At 36.0% G+C, this 18,406-nt stretch carries 18 protein-coding genes; 7 read left to right on the top strand and 11 right to left on the bottom strand.

Features of this window, described 5'->3' with window-relative positions; translation table 11 throughout:
* Window positions 1-285: 285 nt before the first annotated feature.
* Complete coding sequence (locus ACY651_RS14055; protein WP_462253817.1) at window positions 286-1,071, bottom strand: anti-sigma factor; 786 nt, start codon at window positions 1,069-1,071, stop codon at window positions 286-288.
* Between the two features lie 2 nt (window positions 1,072-1,073).
* A complete protein-coding gene (locus tag ACY651_RS14050) occupies window positions 1,074-1,619 on the bottom strand; it encodes an RNA polymerase sigma factor (protein ID WP_462253815.1) in 546 nt (181 codons plus the stop codon).
* A 79-nt stretch (window positions 1,620-1,698) separates the two neighbouring features.
* Here ACY651_RS14050 and ACY651_RS14045 point away from each other — a divergent pair, with 79 nt between their 5' ends.
* From ACY651_RS14045 to ACY651_RS14035, 3 genes are read left to right on the top strand one after another with little or no spacing between them, the layout of a single operon-like run.
* Window positions 1,699-2,046: a VOC family protein gene (locus ACY651_RS14045; RefSeq protein ID WP_462253813.1), complete on the top strand. Its 348-nt coding sequence runs from the start codon at window positions 1,699-1,701 to the stop codon at window positions 2,044-2,046.
* A gap of 4 nt (window positions 2,047-2,050) precedes the next feature.
* Window positions 2,051-2,536 carry a GNAT family N-acetyltransferase gene (locus ACY651_RS14040; protein WP_462253811.1) on the top strand — a complete coding sequence of 162 codons (486 nt, stop codon included), beginning with the start codon at window positions 2,051-2,053 and terminating at the stop codon, window positions 2,534-2,536.
* Between the two features lie 53 nt (window positions 2,537-2,589).
* Window positions 2,590-3,291, top strand: a complete 702-nt coding sequence (locus tag ACY651_RS14035) for a hypothetical protein (protein ID WP_462253809.1) — start codon at window positions 2,590-2,592, stop codon at window positions 3,289-3,291.
* An 11-nt stretch (window positions 3,292-3,302) separates the two neighbouring features.
* On the opposite strand, the gene ACY651_RS14030 is transcribed toward ACY651_RS14035, so the two are convergent.
* The 4 genes from ACY651_RS14030 to ACY651_RS14015 form a co-directional block, all read right to left on the bottom strand.
* On the bottom strand, window positions 3,303-3,932 hold the full coding sequence (locus ACY651_RS14030) for a SprT-like domain-containing protein (protein ID WP_462253807.1): 630 nt from the start codon (window positions 3,930-3,932) through the stop codon (window positions 3,303-3,305).
* Window positions 3,925-4,320, bottom strand: a complete 396-nt coding sequence (locus ACY651_RS14025) for a hypothetical protein (protein WP_462253805.1) — start codon at window positions 4,318-4,320, stop codon at window positions 3,925-3,927. Before ACY651_RS14025 ends, ACY651_RS14030 begins: the two co-directional genes overlap by 8 nt.
* A gap of 186 nt (window positions 4,321-4,506) precedes the next feature.
* The gene (locus ACY651_RS14020; RefSeq protein WP_462253803.1) at window positions 4,507-4,911 is read right to left on the bottom strand and encodes a bactofilin family protein; all 405 of its coding nucleotides are present in this window, start codon (window positions 4,909-4,911) and stop codon (window positions 4,507-4,509) included.
* A 34-nt stretch (window positions 4,912-4,945) separates the two neighbouring features.
* Window positions 4,946-5,344, bottom strand: coding sequence for a hypothetical protein (locus tag ACY651_RS14015; protein ID WP_462253801.1), 399 nt, complete (start codon window positions 5,342-5,344; stop codon window positions 4,946-4,948).
* 214 nt (window positions 5,345-5,558) lie between these two features.
* Between ACY651_RS14015 and porW the strand changes: the two genes are divergently transcribed.
* The 3 genes from porW (at window position 5,559) to ACY651_RS14000 (ending at window position 11,633) form a co-directional block, all read left to right on the top strand.
* Window positions 5,559-8,534 carry a type IX secretion system periplasmic lipoprotein PorW/SprE gene (porW, locus tag ACY651_RS14010; RefSeq protein WP_462253799.1) on the top strand — a complete coding sequence of 992 codons (2,976 nt, stop codon included), beginning with the start codon at window positions 5,559-5,561 and terminating at the stop codon, window positions 8,532-8,534.
* An 82-nt stretch (window positions 8,535-8,616) separates the two neighbouring features.
* The gene (locus ACY651_RS14005; protein WP_462253796.1) at window positions 8,617-11,025 is read left to right on the top strand and encodes a transglycosylase domain-containing protein; all 2,409 of its coding nucleotides are present in this window, start codon (window positions 8,617-8,619) and stop codon (window positions 11,023-11,025) included.
* Between the two features lie 14 nt (window positions 11,026-11,039).
* Window positions 11,040-11,633 carry a M23 family metallopeptidase gene (locus ACY651_RS14000; RefSeq protein WP_462253794.1) on the top strand — a complete coding sequence of 198 codons (594 nt, stop codon included), beginning with the start codon at window positions 11,040-11,042 and terminating at the stop codon, window positions 11,631-11,633.
* 28 nt (window positions 11,634-11,661) lie between these two features.
* Here the strand turns inward: ACY651_RS14000 and ACY651_RS13995 are convergent, their stop codons facing one another.
* From ACY651_RS13995 to ACY651_RS13980, 4 genes are all read right to left on the bottom strand, one after another.
* The gene (locus tag ACY651_RS13995; protein ID WP_462253792.1) at window positions 11,662-12,303 is read right to left on the bottom strand and encodes a DUF2238 domain-containing protein; all 642 of its coding nucleotides are present in this window, start codon (window positions 12,301-12,303) and stop codon (window positions 11,662-11,664) included.
* Window positions 12,304-12,505: 202 nt separating this feature from the next.
* The gene (locus ACY651_RS13990) at window positions 12,506-13,843 is read right to left on the bottom strand and encodes an OmpA family protein (RefSeq protein ID WP_462253790.1); all 1,338 of its coding nucleotides are present in this window, start codon (window positions 13,841-13,843) and stop codon (window positions 12,506-12,508) included.
* 126 nt (window positions 13,844-13,969) lie between these two features.
* A complete protein-coding gene (locus ACY651_RS13985; RefSeq protein ID WP_462253788.1) occupies window positions 13,970-14,413 on the bottom strand; it encodes a septal ring lytic transglycosylase RlpA family protein in 444 nt (147 codons plus the stop codon).
* Window positions 14,414-14,457: 44 nt separating this feature from the next.
* Window positions 14,458-16,164, bottom strand: a complete 1,707-nt coding sequence (locus ACY651_RS13980) for a L,D-transpeptidase family protein (protein WP_462253786.1) — start codon at window positions 16,162-16,164, stop codon at window positions 14,458-14,460.
* A 68-nt stretch (window positions 16,165-16,232) separates the two neighbouring features.
* Here ACY651_RS13980 and ACY651_RS13975 point away from each other — a divergent pair, with 68 nt between their 5' ends.
* A complete protein-coding gene (locus ACY651_RS13975) occupies window positions 16,233-17,414 on the top strand; it encodes a DinB family protein (RefSeq protein WP_462253784.1) in 1,182 nt (393 codons plus the stop codon).
* On the opposite strand, the gene ACY651_RS13970 is transcribed toward ACY651_RS13975, so the two are convergent.
* Window positions 17,409-18,398, bottom strand: coding sequence for a chorismate synthase (locus ACY651_RS13970; protein ID WP_462253782.1), 990 nt, complete (start codon window positions 18,396-18,398; stop codon window positions 17,409-17,411). The two genes, ACY651_RS13975 and ACY651_RS13970, sit on opposite strands and share 6 nt — an antisense overlap.
* Between the last annotated feature and the right edge of the window lie 8 nt (window positions 18,399-18,406).

The raw sequence follows: 18,406 nt of genomic DNA, 5'->3' as shown, positions 1-18,406 counted from the left end.
CACCAACCATAACTGTTTTTTCCATTTGTGCAAATGATGCATTAACAAATAACATTGCTATTGCTCCAAAAAGAAATTTTTTTACCTGTTTCATAAATGTGTTTTTAAGTTTGTTTTAATTTTTTATTTACAGAAACATTTACGGCAGATGAAAAAGAATGGATTGTTTTTTTATAAAAAATATTTTGTGTTGAAGAATTCTACACAATAACAATGCAGTAATAAAACAATATTGCAATTGAAAAATAAAAAATAAAAAAAATGTGTGAGATTAAAAAATGAGCATTAGATTTTGCCCATACTTACTACTTTAGTGGGTGTTGGATTACCCCCTTCTGTTTCTAAAGATATTGCAAAGAATTCCGCTCTTCCAAATGCATGCATTTTTTGCATGCGGAATTTTTTTCCCTTATCATTAGTAATTATTAAACCACCATCAACTGGCTTACCATCCACAATAGCCCAAAACTGGTATTGCTTGCCAGCTGGTGCATCGGGTAAATTACTGGCATCTACCATTACATCACCGGTATTTTTCATCCAGTAAATTTTTGCTGTGGCTTCAGGTAAAGTTGGTTGACCTTGTAACGCAACAGGTATGCTATATTTACTTTGTACAATATTTAAATCAGTTTTCATGTCATCAGTTTGCTGTTGTACCTGTGCAAGCTGTTGCTGTGTTTGTTGTAAATCTTTACTGGCTGTATCATATTTGTTATAATACATCACGTTCATTATTGCACTGCCTGCAAGTAAAATAATTGATGCAGCTGCTGCAAATTTCCAGTAATTTTTAAAGGCAACCACTTTGGCGGTTGATCCATCATCTGTATCACTATCCGGCCTTAAAGCATTTATCCTGGTAAAAATTTTTTCTTTTATTTCTGTTCGTGGGTTAACAGCTGCTGCCTGTGCATAATCTTCTAAACCTGATTCTATGTCTTTTAATTCAGATGCAACTTCCGGATATTGTTTTATCCAATGCTCTACCTGCTGCCGCTCTGTTTGAGAGGCGAGGCCTGTTGCGTAAAGCTCCAGCAAACCGGATGATATGATATCTTGTACTTGCACTTTTATTGTAACATTTTTCTTAATTCTAATATTGCTGATCGCATTCTTGTTTTTACAGTACCCAGCGGAATACCCATTTCTTTCGAAATCTCGTCCTGAGTGTACCCGTTAAAATAAGCCATATCAATAATACTTCTTTGTTCTGGTTTTAAATTACTTAGCTGTTTTCTTATTCCAATCGCATCAAATCGTTCAACTGTAGCATTATTATCGGCGTAATTACTTACGGAGTTTTCGTCACTTGAGATTTTGCTTTGTTTTTTATATCCTTTACTGCGTAGGGTATCAATAGTAAGATTTCGGGTAAGGTTCAGCATCCAGGTAAATAATCTTCCCTTAGTGGTATCGTAATTAGAAAAATTGTTCCAGATTTTTACAAATGCTTCCTGCAATATATCTTCACTAAGTTCTTTATCTTCTACCAACCTGTAAATAATCCCGTTAAGGGCTGCAGCATAATTATCATATAAATACGAAAATGCCTGCTGGTTTCGGTTTTGCAGTTGCAACACCAATTCCTCTTCACTGTATTTTATTATATCCTGCAATGGGGTTAATTGATTGATTTAAAATCGAAAATAGAGCATTTTTTTAAAACTCAGTACCTTAACTGTCAATAAAATGAAAATGATACAAAAAACCATACCAGTTCTGCCTGCTATCAACATAAAAGAGACCATAATGTTTTACGAAAGTAAATTAGGTTTTACTGCATTTGATCTTGGGGGATATGTAGTAATGAAAAAAGATGATGCCGAACTGCACTTTTTTTTATGTGCCGACAGGTATCTTTGTGAAAACTCCCGTAGTTATATACAGGTAAGTAATATCGAAGATCTTTATATCGAATTATCAGCATTAAACATCATTTTGCCCAATGGTAAATTAGCCGACAAAAACCGTGGATTGAAAGAATTTTGTGTACGTGACAACAATGGCAATTTATTAAGATTTGCAGAAGATACAAGGAAATAAATTTATGAGTACTGTAATAATAAGAACAATATTGCCAGAAGATAACAAGGCCCTGGCAAAAATTATCCGTAATTCGCTGGAGGAATTTAAGGCCAATAAACCCGGCACTGTTTATTTTGATGATACTACCGATAATTTATCAGCAATTTTTAAAACACCTGACAGTATTTATTTTGTTGCCGAAACAGATGGCGTGTTATTGGGTGGCGGCGGTATTTACCCCACCCAAAACTTACCTGCCGGCACCTGCGAATTGGTAAAATTATATTTATGCAACGCTGCCAGGGGCAAAGGCATTGGAAAACTATTGATGGAAAAATGTTTTACCGCCGCCAAAGATCTGGGCTATAAAAAAATGTATTTAGAAACAATGCCCGAATTAATTATCGCTGTACCCCTGTATGAAAAAATGGGATTCACTTATTTACAATCGCCGCAGGGCAATAGTGGCCATGGCGGCTGCGATATTTGGATGCTAAAAGATTTATAACAATACATTTTGTGGAATTAAATGCAGCATGAATCTAATGGCAGATATACAAAATGAAAATATTATTCCTCCTGCTTTCCCTCAGCTTATTTTTTTCCTGCGGAAAAAAAGCCAGGCAGCCAGCAATTGTATTTAGGCAACCGGCAGCAATTATTCCAATAAAATTAAATTACGACTACTGCAAAAAAGATATTCTTCTTACTAAACAAAAAAATAAAGCTGCCTGGAGCAAGCTATCTAAACAACAAAAAGAAAAAATTTTCACTGCATCGGTTGCAGAAACTATTATACCCAATTGGATTGGTACAGCCTGGGATTTTAATGGCATTAGCCAAACGCCGCAAAAAGGAACTATTGCCTGCGGCTATTTTGTTACTACGGTTTTACGGGATGCTGGTTTAAATATTGCAAGGGTAAAGCTGGCGCAATGTGCATCGGAGCAAATGATGCTTTCCTTAATTCAACCGAAATATATACAACGCTTTAGCAATATTGCTATGAATAATTTTATACAAAATATAAATCAGCAGGGTTACGGCTTATACATTGTTGGTTTAGATAACCACACTGGTTTTATTTATAATGATGGAACAGAAATTTATTTTATTCACTCCACTGTTGTGGGTACAAGAAATGTACAAAAAGAAAAAGCCGCAGCAAGTTGGGTATTACAGCAAAGTAAATATAAAGTGCTGGGTAAAATAAGTGCCGATGAAAATGTTTTAGCAAGATGGATAGTCAATGGTCAATGGTGAATAGTGAATGGTCAATCGTTAGTGGTTAAAATCTCCACTTCATATACGGCACTAAACAAATACAGTTTTCCTGTTTTTACTTCTACACATTTATACCGCTTGCGAATCTTCTCCCCTTTTTTAAAAATTCTGCCGCCTTTAATTTTAAACAGGCTGCCTTCGGCAATATTTTCTACTAAATAAATGCCGTTTTTTTTATCATCATAATTATTTAAAACCCTTAATAATTTTTCGTCGCCGCAACTGCTGGCTGCAGGGTTTTGTAAAGTTTGCATCAAAGCCTTTTCAATATCTGCCGGAAAAATTTTCTTCAATAAAAACTTGGCCAGTATTTTACCAAATTCATTTTTCCATTCTTTACCATGTGCCATTACACGGTGGCCAAATTGTTCGTACGTAAATAAATGCGCCAGTTCATGTAAAAGCGTAATTAAAAATGCATATTTATTTAGATTGCCGTTTACGCTAATGCGGTGTGTTTGGCCTGCATGGGCATGGCGGTAATCGCCTAAAATACTTTGCCTTTGGCGGCTAACGGTAAGGTGTACTTTATAATGCTGCAGGTAATACAGCACTTCTTCAAAACTGCCGGCGGGTAAATACGATTGTAACTGTAAAAGCGGGGCTTCCTGTTTAGGCATTTTTTTGTTTGTTCAGCTTCATAACAATGGCAACTTCCACAGCAAGATAAAGGAAGTACAGAAAAATGGAGATGTATATTGCAGGTTTATTAACCGACTTGCCAATAATAATTACATACGCTAAAAATGCCCCCAGCACTACAAACATTTTTATCATCATGGCCCCCATCATACTGCGTACAAAAACATTGGGGTTAGTATTTTGCAAAGCCCTGCGCTGCAAAAGAAAAGCAATAAAGTTGGTTAAAAAAAATAAAGCATTGGCAGCAATTAAAACATTTCTGTCCACTCCATATTTTTCAAAAATAGATTTACCCGTTAAAAAAAAAGTATTTAGAAAAATAAAAATAAATATAAGGGGTAAAACCTGTTTGCGCCTGTCTTTCATTACTGATTGTTTGGTAATTGAATTGGTGAAAATAAAAAGTTAGACTGTACAAAGATAACAGCTAAACTAAAACAAAAAAGTTCATGGCATTACCCCTGAACTTTTTAAAAAATATTATTCTGTGGTTACATTTAATAAGATAACCGTACTGTAAAATGAATTTGATTAAACCAATGCCGAATAAATTTATTCGTTAACCGCACTGGCTCTTTCGGTAACAAACTCCACTACATTAGCACCCATATGGCATTGGCCATTGAATGATGCAGTTGGTTCAATTTGTAATTTTCCGGCGTACAAATCACCATCCACTACTGCATTGCCATGCAGGTACAGCAGTTCGGCAACTTTTACTTTACCGGTTACTTTACCTAAAACATCGGCCTGCTTACCATCAATGTCCCCTTCCACAACGCCATCGGCACCAATTAAAATTTTTGCTTTTGAAGTAAGGTTACCTTTCAGTACACCATCAATGCGTATATCGCCATTGCTTTGTATGTTGCCGCTAATAGTGGTTCCTGCACCAATAATGGTAGTGGAAGTAGCAGTCGATTCATCGAATGATGATTTAGATTTGGATTTAAACATATTCTGTAGTTTTTGAGGTTGAAAAATTTTCAGTTCAATCGTCGCTATTTTCTAATTTGGGTAAATCCAGTTTGTTGGTATCTAATTTTGGAACACTGCCCTGCAATACTTTTTGTAAATCGTTAAAATATTGCTGTTTGTATTCCAGCGCCTTTTCAATTGAATCTGTACGTACTTTAAGTATCCTGTACTCCTTTACCTGTTTGGAGTTGCCGTAACCTACACCCGGTAAATAATATTTTAGCGGAGTAAAAACTATTAGAGCAACGGTTAATCCTACTAATAAAACAAAAAGGGTACTTAAAGCAATATATACACTCAGCCTGTTTAATTTAAATTTTACCACTTCTTCGTAAGTGTCTTCATTCATCACCACTAATCTGTAACGGTTCCGCAGCCTTTTTAATGTGTTGTTAGCGTCAAATTTTGACATATTTTTTTTTGTGGAGGATAAAAATAATTAAAGCCTGCTTAAAAAGCAATAAATGTGCAAAAAAGAGTAATACTACTCGGTAAAAGCAACCGTAATATGCGAAGCAGTTGCGGCGCATCTTAAAAAAAGATTAAAGTGTAATCAGCCACCAGCTTTCTTGAAACAATTGCTAAAAATAACCGATATTTATGCCTGTTTTCTAACCTTTTGATACATGCTGAAAAGAACCATTGCTTTTATTTTTTTATTTTTTGCAGTTAACAGCTGCTTTTATACTTTAATGGCACAGCCCACCTGGACCATTGACCCGTTTGGCAAAGAAAAAAAACCAGAGAAATACGAGAACAGAAAACTGGGGTCAGAAAAAACTGCTGATAAAAAATTTACTACTTCAAGGCACCTTTTACAAAATACGGTAACCCATTACAATTATTATTTTAATGCCAATAATAAAGTTAATGCTGTGGTGGAAAGAGCCAAACTGAGTAATAAAGACGATTACAGTAAACTGCTGCCCTTCTATCCTTATTCATTAGAAAATACAGCATCGCAAAAACAAGAACTGGATTCTGTTATTTACAAAAGCACCGCCGGTATTTTATTGCATGATTTAAGAAATGACTGGGTAGATAATATGTACCTGCTTATTGGAAAATCTTATTATTACCGAAAAGATTTTGATTCTGCAGCAATGACGTTTCAGTTTATTAATTATAATCTTTTCCCACGCAAAAAAAAGGAAGACGATAATCGTGTGGTGGGTGGTAACGAATCGGCAAGTGGCAGCAATATCTCTATAGCCAATACAGAAAAAAGAAATTTTTTACAAAAGGTGGCATCACTTCCGCCAAGCCGCAACGATGCATTAATATGGCTTGCCCGTTCATTAATTGAGCAAAACGAATTTGGCGAAAGCGGCGGCCTCATCAATACTTTACAAAACGATGCCAACCTGCCCAAGCGTTTAAAAAACGATTTAGATGATGTAAATGCTTACTGGTATTTTAAACAGTCGGGGTACGACAGCGCCGCTGCTCATTTAGAAAAAGCATTAACTAATGCCGATGATAAACAGGATAGATCACGAAGAGAATTTTTGCTGGCACAATTATATGAGATGAACGGCCAAACAGAAAAGGCTTCGGAGTATTATGTAAAAGCTTCTAAACATACAGTAGATCCTTTGCTTGATATTTATGCCAGGTTAAATGATGCTAAAATGTACCGCACCGGTGATAATTTAAAAGAATTAGACAACAGCATTGCCACGCTTTTAAAAATGGCAAAAAAAGATAAGTTTGAAGCTTACCGTGATATAGTTTATTATTCTGCCGCACAACTATTATTGCAAAGACCTGACACCAATGCTGCTATAATTAATTTTGATAAAAGTGTTAGATACAACGAAAATAATATCACTTATAAAAACAAAGCGTTTTTACAATTAGGCGATATTGCTTACAAACGTAAAATGTATAAAATGGCTGCCAATATGTACGACAGCCTGCAAATGAGTGATACTACTTTTACCGATAACCTTGCCCAGGTACAAATAAGGAAGGCTGCATTAACAAAAATTGTTGACCATATTACCAATATAGAAAGAGAAGACAGTCTGCAACGCATAGCCGCACTTTCGCCAGCCGAGAGAGAAGCCTTTGTAAAAAAATTAGTAAAGAAATTGCGTAAGGAAAATGGTTTAAAAGACGATGGCAGTAATGCCGGAACCGATCCGCTCACCTTCGGCAGTGCAAATAATGCGCCTGCGGATATTTTTGCTGCCAATACTGCTAAAGGAGAATGGTATTTTTACAACAGTGCTTTAAAAACAAGGGGCTTTAGCGATTTTAAAAGTAAATGGGGTACAAGGATTAATGTAGATAACTGGCGTAGAAAATCGGCAATTGATCAAACTTTACAAACCAATGCAGGCAATATTACTGCAGCACCGGGTAAAGATGGAGGTACTAATACCACCTCCTCCGCCCAGGCAACAGAAATTACTTACGATGGCCTTATGCAAACGCTGCCGCTTACCCCGGAAAAAATTGACACCAGCAACAGCATTCTTTCTACCAATTTATTAAGCCTTGCAAAACTTTATCAAAACGAATTAGAAGATTATGAAGAAGCGATAAAAACTTATGAAGAAAGTTTACAGCGTTTTCCTGATAAATTAGCTGACGGTGAAATTTATTTAGGTTTATACTATTGCTATAACAAATTAGGCAATAGCGAAAGAGCTAATTATTATAAAAATTTACTGAATACTAAATTTGCCAGTTCCAAATCATGGAAGATGGCAAATACACCAGCTGCATTAAACCCCAAAACAAAAAACCCCGAAGCAACAAAAACGTACGAAAACGTTTATGATCTTTTTATAGAAGGGAAATTTGACAAGGCAATAAGTGAAAAGAAAAAAGCAGATTCTTTATACGGCGTTAATTACTGGACACCTCAATTACTTTATATAGAAGCACTGTACAATGTAAGAATGTGCAACGACAGTGTTGCAATAGACGGCTTAAATACATTGATACAAAACAATCCCAATTCGCCTTTAAAAGCCAAAGCCGAAACTATGATTGATGTAATTAAGAGAAGAAAAGAAATTGAAACTTATCTTACTAATTTACAGGTAACCCGTGCCGAGGAGGATGTTGTTTTAATGGCAAATGATAATCAACCAGCCGTAAAGCAACCGGTAAAAATAGTTAACGTTCCGTCGGTTATACAAAAGCCTGCGGTAGCTGCACCGGTAATAAAAGATACTGTTGCAAAAGCAGCTCCGTTACTAACTAATGGTACGTTTGTTATAAGGCCCGATTCGCCGCATACCGTTATAATGCTTTTAGAAAAAGTAGATGGGGTTTATATTAACGAAGCAAAAAATGCTTTTACCCGTTACAATAAAGAAAATTATTACGGCCAAAAAATTGATATTGTTAAAGATGTAATTGATGGCGAACGCACCGTATTAATTATTTCTTCTTTTACCGATGGTGCCACAGCATTGCAATATTATGAAAAGATAAAAAAATCTGCTGCAAGGGAATTATCGTGGTTGCCTGCAAATAAATACTCGTTTTTTATTATTACCGCCGAAAATCTGCAGGTATTAAAATTAAATAAAGATATAACCGGTTACAAGGCCCTGTTAAATAAACAATATCCCGGCAAGTTTTAACAGGTTGTATCAATAAAAAATAACCCGGAAAAGTATTTTTGTGTTTTTCATTTAAACTAACCCCCTTAACTCTTTATATTATATGAAACGTTCTGTAAAAATTTTTTGGCGGATATTTATTGGCGGATTAGTCTTTGTGATACTGCTATTTGTAGGTGCCAACTTTGGATTGCTTGGCAAAATGCCTTCTATAAAACAATTGGAAAATCCCGAAGCTGATCTTGCAACAGAAATTTACAGCAGTGATGGTATTTTAATGGGCAAATATTACTCAGAAAACCGCAGCGAGGTAAAGTACAATGAAATATCACCTAATGCCATCCATGCTTTAATAGCAACAGAAGACGAACGCTTTTACGATCACTCTGGCATTGATGCACAGGCTGTAGGAAGGGTGGTTTTTACTGCGGGTACACAAGGTGGTGGCAGTACTATAACCCAGCAGGTGGCCAAAATGATGCTTGGCCAGGGAAAAGGGAATATTTTGAAAAGGGGGATTCAAAAAATAAAGGAATGGATTGTTGCTGTAAAATTAGAACGCAATTTTACCAAAGAAGAAATTATTACACTCTATTTAAACAGGGCTCCCTGGGCAAATGTATTTGGTATCCGAAATGCATCAAGAATGTATTTTCAAAAAGAACCTAAAGATTTAAAAATTGAAGAAGCCGCTGTATTAATTGGAATGTTAAAAAGTTATTATTACAACCCTATAACACGTCCCAAAGAGTCGATGGACAGAAGAAATACGGTAATAAACCAAATGGTAGTTTGTAAAGAAAAATATTTAACTGAAGCTGAAGCTACAAAACTAAAAGCCAAGCCTCTTATTACTAATTTTAAAAAAATAGATGAGAATGTAGGTATTGCCCCATATTTCAGGGATGTATTAAAAGATAAATTGAAAGATTGGTGCCTTGCTAACGTTAACCCCAAAACAGGCGAACCATATAATTTGCACCGTGATGGTTTAAAAATTTATACTACCATCAATAGTAAAATGCAGCAGTATGCTGAGGAAGCAGTGGTACAACACATGCCGGTAATACAAAAAAAATTAGACTGGATCATGAAGAACAATGGTGCAAAAATGTGGAAAGGCCACGAAAGCACTATAGAATCAGCAATGAAATATACCGACCGCTGGAAGAATTTATCGGAAGAAAAAATGAAAGAGGCCGACATCAAAAAAACTTTTTTTATTCCTGTAAAGATGAAAGTATTTGCATGGAATGCAAAAAGGGAAAAAGACACCACCATGACGCCTTATGATTCTATAAAATATCACAAGCAATTATTGCAAACTTCCTTTGCTGCGATGGATCCTAAAACCGGCGAGGTAAAATGCTGGGTTGGCGGTATAGATTATAAATGGTTTAAGTTCGATCACATCACTACTAAACGTCAGGTAGGCTCTACCATAAAACCATTAATTTATTCTTTAGCGGTGCAGGATGCTGGTTACACACCGGCAACAGAAATTCCCGGCGGATCGGTGCAGTATGGTGGTGAGATGAAATATTTTGGCGGCGGCGGCACAATGGCTAACTGCCTTGCATTTTCAAAAAATGCAGCTGCTGTAAGAATAACCAACCTGGTTGGTGTAAAAAGAGTAATTGAATTTGCAACCAGTGCTGGTGTAAAATCAAAACTCCCTCCTTATACTTCTCTTGCATTGGGTGCTGCCGAAATTCCTATGCTGGAAATGCTGCAGGCTTACACGATGTTCCCTAATAAAAGTTTAACTACCGAACCAATTTTAGTAACCCGGATTGAAGATAAAAGTGGCAATATTTTAAAAGAGTTTGTGCCCGAATCTAAACAGGTAATGAGTGAAGCATCGGCTTTTACCATGGTGCAGTTAATGCAGGGTGTGGTAAAATTTGGTACGGCACGTTCGCTTAACAGTTATAATATACCTGTTGAAATGGCGGGTAAAACCGGCACTACAAACGATAATGCCGATGGTTGGTTTATTGGTTATACACCTGAACTTTTAGCAGGTACCTGGGTGGGTTGCGAAGATCCTTTTTTAAGAATTTATGCAGGAACATCCGGCGGTAATGAAATGGCTGCACCAAAGTGGGGCATTTTTATGAGTAAGGTTTATGGAGATAAAAAATTAGGCTATGGTAAAATGAAAACGTTTGAAAAACCTGCTTCGTTTTCTAACGGGGAATTATCCGGGGATGCCGGAGGCTGGGGTGATTTATTCAGGCAGGGCGACAGCACCACAGTTGACCAGGGCAATGGCGATGCAGGCGATTTTATTAATGAGCCGATAAAAGAGGAAACACCTGTGGAAAAAATTCCTATAGAAAGTGAGATACAAAAACCTGCAGCGGATACCAATACAAAGGCTAAAAGTAAACCCGATGAAAAAACGCCGCCTAAAGCAGTATTGCCATCAGCCATAAGGCCGCTTGATGAAAAAGAAAAGAAATTACTTAAGAAAGAAAAAGAGAAGACCAGTGGCGGCAATGAATATTGAATTGGAAATTAATTTTGATTGCAAAACTGAGGATAGAAAATCGTATCAATAATTTTATGGCATCGCCTAAAAAGAAACATAAACTTAGAAAATTTATATTCATTCTCTTAGTAATTATTATAATAGGATATCTAATTCCTCAATCTTTTAATATACCTGTTGAAGGTGCCACAATCAAAAGCTACTCACAAAATTCTTATTGGTTTTATCCCTGGGGAAAATCTGTAACACATAAAGGTGTTGATATTTTTGCAAAAAAAGGAACTACTGTTAATGCATCTACCTGCGGTATTGTTTTATTTAAAGGTCAAAATAAAATGGGAGGCAATGTGGTACTTATACTTGGCCCCAAATGGCGGCTTCATTATTACGCTCATTTAGATAGCATAAAGACAAATATTTTTTCTTTTGTTACAACAAATACTTCTATTGGAACAGTTGGTACATCGGGCAATGCTGTTGGTAAGCCACCGCACCTGCATTATACAATAAAAACAATAATTCCATACCCATGGCAATTTGATAAAAGCTTACAAGGGTGGAAGAAAATGTTTTATTTAAACCCTATTGTGTATCTAAACAAGCATTTTAAAAATAATAAATCCTGAAAATCTAAACACCTTAACAACAACATCCCTACCCCTTCTTCCTCACCGCCTTTATAACCCTGAACAATAACATACAAAGTATTGCACCTGCAAAAGCAATACCCATATCTTTTTGTGCATCCCAAATATCTCCCTGGCTGCCAAGGTAAGCAGCGCCTTCTTCGGGGTAAAAAACATCGGCCACCAGCCATTCAATAAGTTCGTAGGCTGCACTGAACGACATAGTGATTTCTACCGGTAAAATCCAGCAAACCCAATCGGGCCACTGCATATAATTTTTAAAATAATCCCTCATGGGGTAAGCCAGCATAAAGCCAAAACTAAAATGCACTATACGGTCGTAATAATTGCGGTTTAAATGGAAGGTTTCTTTTAACCAGTAACCAAAAGGGTTTTCGGCATACGTATATTCGGCACCATAAATATGCAATAAGATGTAAACAAAAAATAGTGTGTAACTCAAATCGCTAAACTTAAATTTTTTGTACGTTAAAATCATACTGACAATAAAAATAACGGTCAGTACATTTTCGGTAAACCAGTTGGAGCGGTTGGTAGTATTTATAAAAGTAACTGCCCAGCAAATAAAAAAAATAACTAAGTAAATTTTAAGTAAATGGTTTTGCTTAAATGTTTTTCTATCGGCGCTTATTGCAGTTGAAAAATTCATGTTGGTTGGTTGTGGGTTGTAAATGGGCAATGGTGAATGGTCAATTGTCAATATTGTAAAGTCATTAAGTCATTGGTCATTTCTAAAACATTTATGGCGGATATTTATTGTTTTCTTTAAAAAGATTTACCTGGATACTAAATAAAAAAGCAGGGTTCATATTAATAGAACCCTGCTTTAGTATTTTATTAAGATAAATCAATTAATAATTTCTTGCCTTCATTTCCACCCGGCGATTTTTAGCACGGCCTGCGGCAGTTTTATTATCAGCAACTGGCATATCCTGTCCATGGCCAGCAGCAGCCATTTTGCTTTCATCAACACCTTTGCTTGCTAAATATGCTTTAACAGCATTAGCCCTGTTTTCGCTTAAAGTTTGGTTTTTATCAGGCTTACCCTGGCTATCGGTATGTCCATCAATATCCAGCATTAAAGTTTTATCAGCAGCCATAATAGTGGCCACTTCGTTTAATGATTTAAATGATTTAGGTAACAACTTAGCACTGCCTGTTGCAAAGAAAATATTTTTAGCCGCATAATTAATTTTATCAATTACTGCCTGTGCAATTACCGGGCAGCCAAAATTGGTTGCAGGTCCAGCTTCGTTAGGGCATTTATCTTCTTCATCGTTTACACCATCATTATCGGTATCCGGTACCGGGCAACCCTGGTAACGTGCCACACCTTTTACACTTATGCATTTATCCTGTTCGTCGTTAATACCATCACCATCAGTATCTGGTATTGGGCAACCCTGGTATTTTGATAACCCTGCAACATCAGGACATTTATCATCTGCATCAGTAATGCCGTCGCCATCTTTATCGGGGCATCCCATTAAAGAAGCCAATCCTGCTACATCCGGGCACTTATCATCAGTATCTAAAACACCATCGCCATCTCTGTCTTTTGGTGCTTCCATTACCGGAGGTAAAACAACCACTGGTACTGGCTCGGCTTTTGGTTTTCCAATATTACCGGCAATACCAACACTGTGGTACAAATGGTAGGCAGCATTTTCTGTTACGGGAATACGGTATTGAGAATTCAATAAAATAAACGCTTCGTCAAACAGGTTTACCTGGATGCCAAGGCCAACCGGAGCAATTGCTGCATAGTAGCCTTTATATTTAGAAGCACCTAAACCTGCAGTTATAAATGGTACTACACAATATTTGTCTGATAATAGTTTAAAATTTGCTGTTGCAACACCTTCTAATAAAAGTTCGCTTGAGCCAGATGATGTTTTACCAGGAACTGGGTAATCTAAAAAAGAACCAGAAAGTGTGGTTGCGAAATCAATATTATTACTTAAACCCTGTATATAGCTTAAGCCAAGGCCAGATGCCATGTTTTTTGTTTGTTTCCATTGCTTACTCTGTAAAACACTGGATAAACTGGTTGACCGTATAGCTGCGGCCGTTTTAAAATCGTTCAGTATAAAATGTACGCCTAATGCCGGACGTTTTTTGTAATCATTTTGACCAAAGCTGGTGATAAACATACCGATGGTTAGTAACGGTAATAAGATTTTCTTCATATTTGTTAGTTTACTTAATTGCGACAAAAATACTGGCTTACACTCAAAACGTAAAATAATTTACCCACATTATTGAAATGAAGCGTTTTGGGGCAGACAGCTATTAGGCTTAATTTGTTGCATCACTCAGGGTTTAGGTGCTTTTTTACCTATAACTTCTACTTTTACACGGGTGAGTCCTGATGAAACATAACCCAGTTTAATCGCAGCAGCTTTTGTAAGATCAATAATTCTTTTCATCCTTGGATGCAATCTGTCGTTGGTTTTAACAATAACTGTGCGGCCATTACGCATATTGGTAACCTTTATCCAGGTGCCTAATGGCAATACATTGCAGGCGCAGGTTAATTTATTTTGGCTGAATATTTCACCATTGGCAGTTTTGCGGCCAATAAATTTATTATGATAAAAACTAGCCAGTCCATATAATACCCGTTTTGTGTTAACGGTTTTTACTTTTGCCGGCTTTCCGCTATCCTGAGAATAAAGTGGCTGATTAAAAAATATTGCTGAAGTGAGCAGCAATAGCAATTGTATAATATTTTTTTTCTTTAGTAAAAATAATTTCATGCAGCAGCTGTAAAATTAAGAAAGTGGATTTCTGAAGTAAATATTTATTTATTGGCAAAGTATTTTTCTCTCAGCACTTTATCTTCTCCATAAATATCATCGTAAAATTTAATCTTTCCGTCTTTTCCCTCACAGCTAAAGTAGCGAATAAAAATGGGAATTTTATTTCTTACATCTATGCGTCGCTTTTCTTTATGTGCTATCCAGTTTTTTATAGAATCGGTATTGTATTTTAAAGTATCCGAACTGCTGATATTCATACTGTCGTTTCGGGCAATGTAAAAAGCTAATTTTTCCCATTCCTGCACTCTTACACAGCCATGGCTTAACGCCCTTGATGAATTTTTAAACAGATAACGCTGGTTGGTATCATGCAAATAAACTGCATAAGGGTTATTAAAATTAAATTTAAAAATTCCCAGTGCGTTATTATCGCCGCTGTTCAGCATTACTTTATAAGGTATGCCTTTAGTGTACTTGCTCCAGTTAACACTGTATGCATCTACAGTTTCGCCTTTGCCGTTAACAAGTTTTAATCCAATTCTTGCCAGGTAACCCGGGTTATTTTTTAATTTAGGTAAATATTGTTTTGTAATAATACTGTTGGGTACCGTCCAGGTTGGATAGGTAACCATATCAGTTATAGCACTGTTTAATAAAGGCGTTCTTGTTTCGGGCTTGCCGCAAATTACTTTAGATTCTAACACAATAGTATCTTTTTGAATTACCCACAAATAGTATCCCGGTAAATTTACCCAGATATATTTTTCGGGCATTTTTGCAGGCAATTGTTTATACCTGTCTAGTGTAATGGCAATTCGTTTAAATCGTTCCACATCACTCACATTCATTGCTCTTACTAAAGCTGATGAAATCTTTCCATCCTGTTTAAATCCTTTTTGCTTTTGGTATTTTTTTACTGCATTGCTTAAATTGGCTGAGTCAGTAATTTTATCTGCAAAGTTTATTACGCCACTTTCAATTAATCTTTTTTGCAGCATCTTTATAAAGAACAACGAATCTTTTATATCTCCTTTTTTATAAGGATAGGTAACATAAGTATAGGTTCGCTTGTCCATGCTGTCTAAAAACATTTTAATACCTTTTTTAAGCTCCCAATAACCTTTATTTACAGGTTGCAAAGAATTTAGCAAGGCTGTAAATTCTTTTTTTTCTATTAAATTAGTAAGATTTTTTACAAAAAAATCACTTGCCAGTGCCGAATCCTTATTAATACTCACACTATCGGCCTGCAACCTGCCTAGTTTTAAATCTTTTATAATATGCATGAATGCATCGGTAAACATCAGGTCGGCCCTTGTCCATAATGCGGCATCCATTCTTTTAAGCGAATCAGTATCTAATTTATTTTTTAATTTTTGCAAATTTTTAAAATGGTAATCTTTTGGAAACAATCCTTCCAGCTCCGCATTGGTAATAAAATTAAACAACGTATCCGCAAGAGGTTGCCAGGTTTCTTTAGTGCTCCACACCGGTTCGTAATTTGCCGAAGCATAAAAATTATCAACAATAGCAGCAAGATTTAAACTGATACTATCATCAACTTTACTAGTATTTTTTAAAGCAAATTCCAGAACCTCTCTAATATTTTCGCTGGCCTTAGTATCCATTTGTTCGGGGTCGTCAACTATTTGTTTATCTTTTGGCTTGTTGGCATTATTGCATGAAATAATGAACAGGCATAAAATAATAACCGTAATTTGTAAATAAGGATTTTTAAAGTGCTGCATACAGGGGTTAAAAAGTGGTAACTTAATGGGTACTTTAGCTTTCTCGTGGATTGGTTAGAAGAAATAATATGAACAAGATAATACATAGGTTTCAAATGCAGGTAATTTTTACTGTTGTTTTTTTATTAACATCGGTCATTACTGTTGCACAGGATACTGTTTTAAATAAATATGGCCTTTGGGTTATACATTCTTTACCTGAATATAAAAGAACTGTAATAAAAAATCAGTTTAACCAAATGGTTGATTTAAAACAACGTATGCCCGATATTGTTTTAGATTTACGCTATGCCGGTACGAATAATTTTATGAAAGAAAAATTATACAAGGCAATTACCACTACATATTTAAGAAAACCTGCGGCAGATTCTTTATTTAAAATACAAGTGCAATTAAGAGAAATGGGATTGGGTTTAAAAATTTTTGATGCTTACCGGCCATATTCGTTTACAGAAAAAATGTGGCTGCCGGTGCAGGACGACCGCTATGCAGCCGACCCAAAAAAAGGCAGTGGGCATAACCGTGGTATTGCGGTTGACCTTACCTTGATACATTTAGCAACTGGTGAAGAATTAAATATGGGTACTGATTTTGATAATTTCAGCGATACTGCACACCATGCTTTTACCAATTTGCCTGAAGAGGTTTTACAAAACCGTTTGGTTCTTAAAAAAATTATGGAGCAGCATGGTTTTAAAGCATTGGATTCAGAGTGGTGGCATTACAGTTTACCCAATGCAAAAGACTTTGAATTACTGGATATTGATTTTAAAAAACTGGAATTGAAAAAAATAAAAAAAATGAATACAGAAAGCTTAATAGAAATTTTTGAGAGAGACCTTAATAAATTAATAACCGAAATTAATTTATACAAAGATGAAGACAGCTTATGGATTATTAAAGATGGCATCAGCAATTCGGCAGGAAATATTTGCCTGCATTTAATTGGTAACCTCAACCATTTTATTGGAGCAATATTGGGCAACACTGGTTATGTGAGGGAAAGAGAAAAAGAATTCAGTTTGAAAAATATTCCACGTAAAAATTTAGTACAAAGTATTGAAAATGCTATTACGGTTGTAAAAGAAAGTTTATCAAAATTAACTACAGCAGATTTTGAAAAAATTTTTCCACTGGAAGTTTTTGGCAAGCCTATGACTACAGGTTTTATTTTGCTGCATTTAACAACGCATTTAACTTATCATTCTGGGCAGATAAATTATCACAGGAGGTTGTTAGCCGGTTCATAAAATTCTTTTAATCTTATTTTCCAGCATCATTAAATCAGCCAGTACAAAAGCAGTTACGGCTTCCAGTATTACAGGCACACGTAAAGCAATACACAAATCATGTCGGCCTTTAATAGAAAAATTTTCAACCGTGTTTGTTTCCCAGTTTAAAGATTCCTGTTCCTTTGGTGTAGAGGATGTAGGCTTTATTGCAATGCGAAAAACAAATTCGTTTCCATTTGTTATGCCGCCAACAATACCACCTGCATGATTGGTTATGGTTTTACCAGTTTCATCTGCAATGGCATCGTTATGTTTGCTGCCAAACATTTTTGCTGCGGCAAAGCCGGTTCCAAATTCGATACCCCGTACTGCAGGTATTGCAAAAACAGCATGACTAATTACCGACTCAACGGAATTAAAAAACGGTTCGCCCAAACCAACAGGTAAATTATTTACCCGGCATTCAACAATACCACCAATGCTGTCTTTTTCATCAATGGCTTTTTGCAAGCCTTTATCTAAATCAGTTTCTCCACCAATTTCTATAATAGTTGATTCAACTTTTATTTGTTGTAAAAGTTTTTTTGCAATTACCCCGGCAGCAACTAACGATACGGTTAACCTGCCGCTGAAATGTCCGCTACCCCTAAAGTCTTCGTAGCCGCCAAATTTTTTATGTGCAGTAAAATCGGCATGGCCCGGCCGGGGAAAAGCCCGTTGCTTTTCATAATCGCCACTCCGGGTATTTTTATTTTCAAACAAAATAGTTAATGGGGCGCCGGTAGTTTTGCCATTGAACCATCCTGTAATTATTTTAGGAATGTCATCTTCTTTACGGGGTGTGGTGCCTTTGGTACCGCCTTTTCTTCTTTCAATATCAATAAAAAAATCTTCTACAGATAAATCCAATCCTGCAGGGCAGCCATCAATGGTAAGTCCTGCACAATCGCCATGCGATTCGCCAAAAATATGTACCCGGAATAAACGACCAAAAGAATTCATTCTTAAAA

It is taken from the genome of Ferruginibacter sp. (assembly GCF_031391665.1).
Classification (GTDB): Bacteria; Bacteroidota; Bacteroidia; order Chitinophagales; family Chitinophagaceae; genus Ferruginibacter.
The sequence above is the reverse complement of the archived record's forward strand: the minus strand, read 5'-3'. Positions and strand labels throughout refer to the sequence as shown.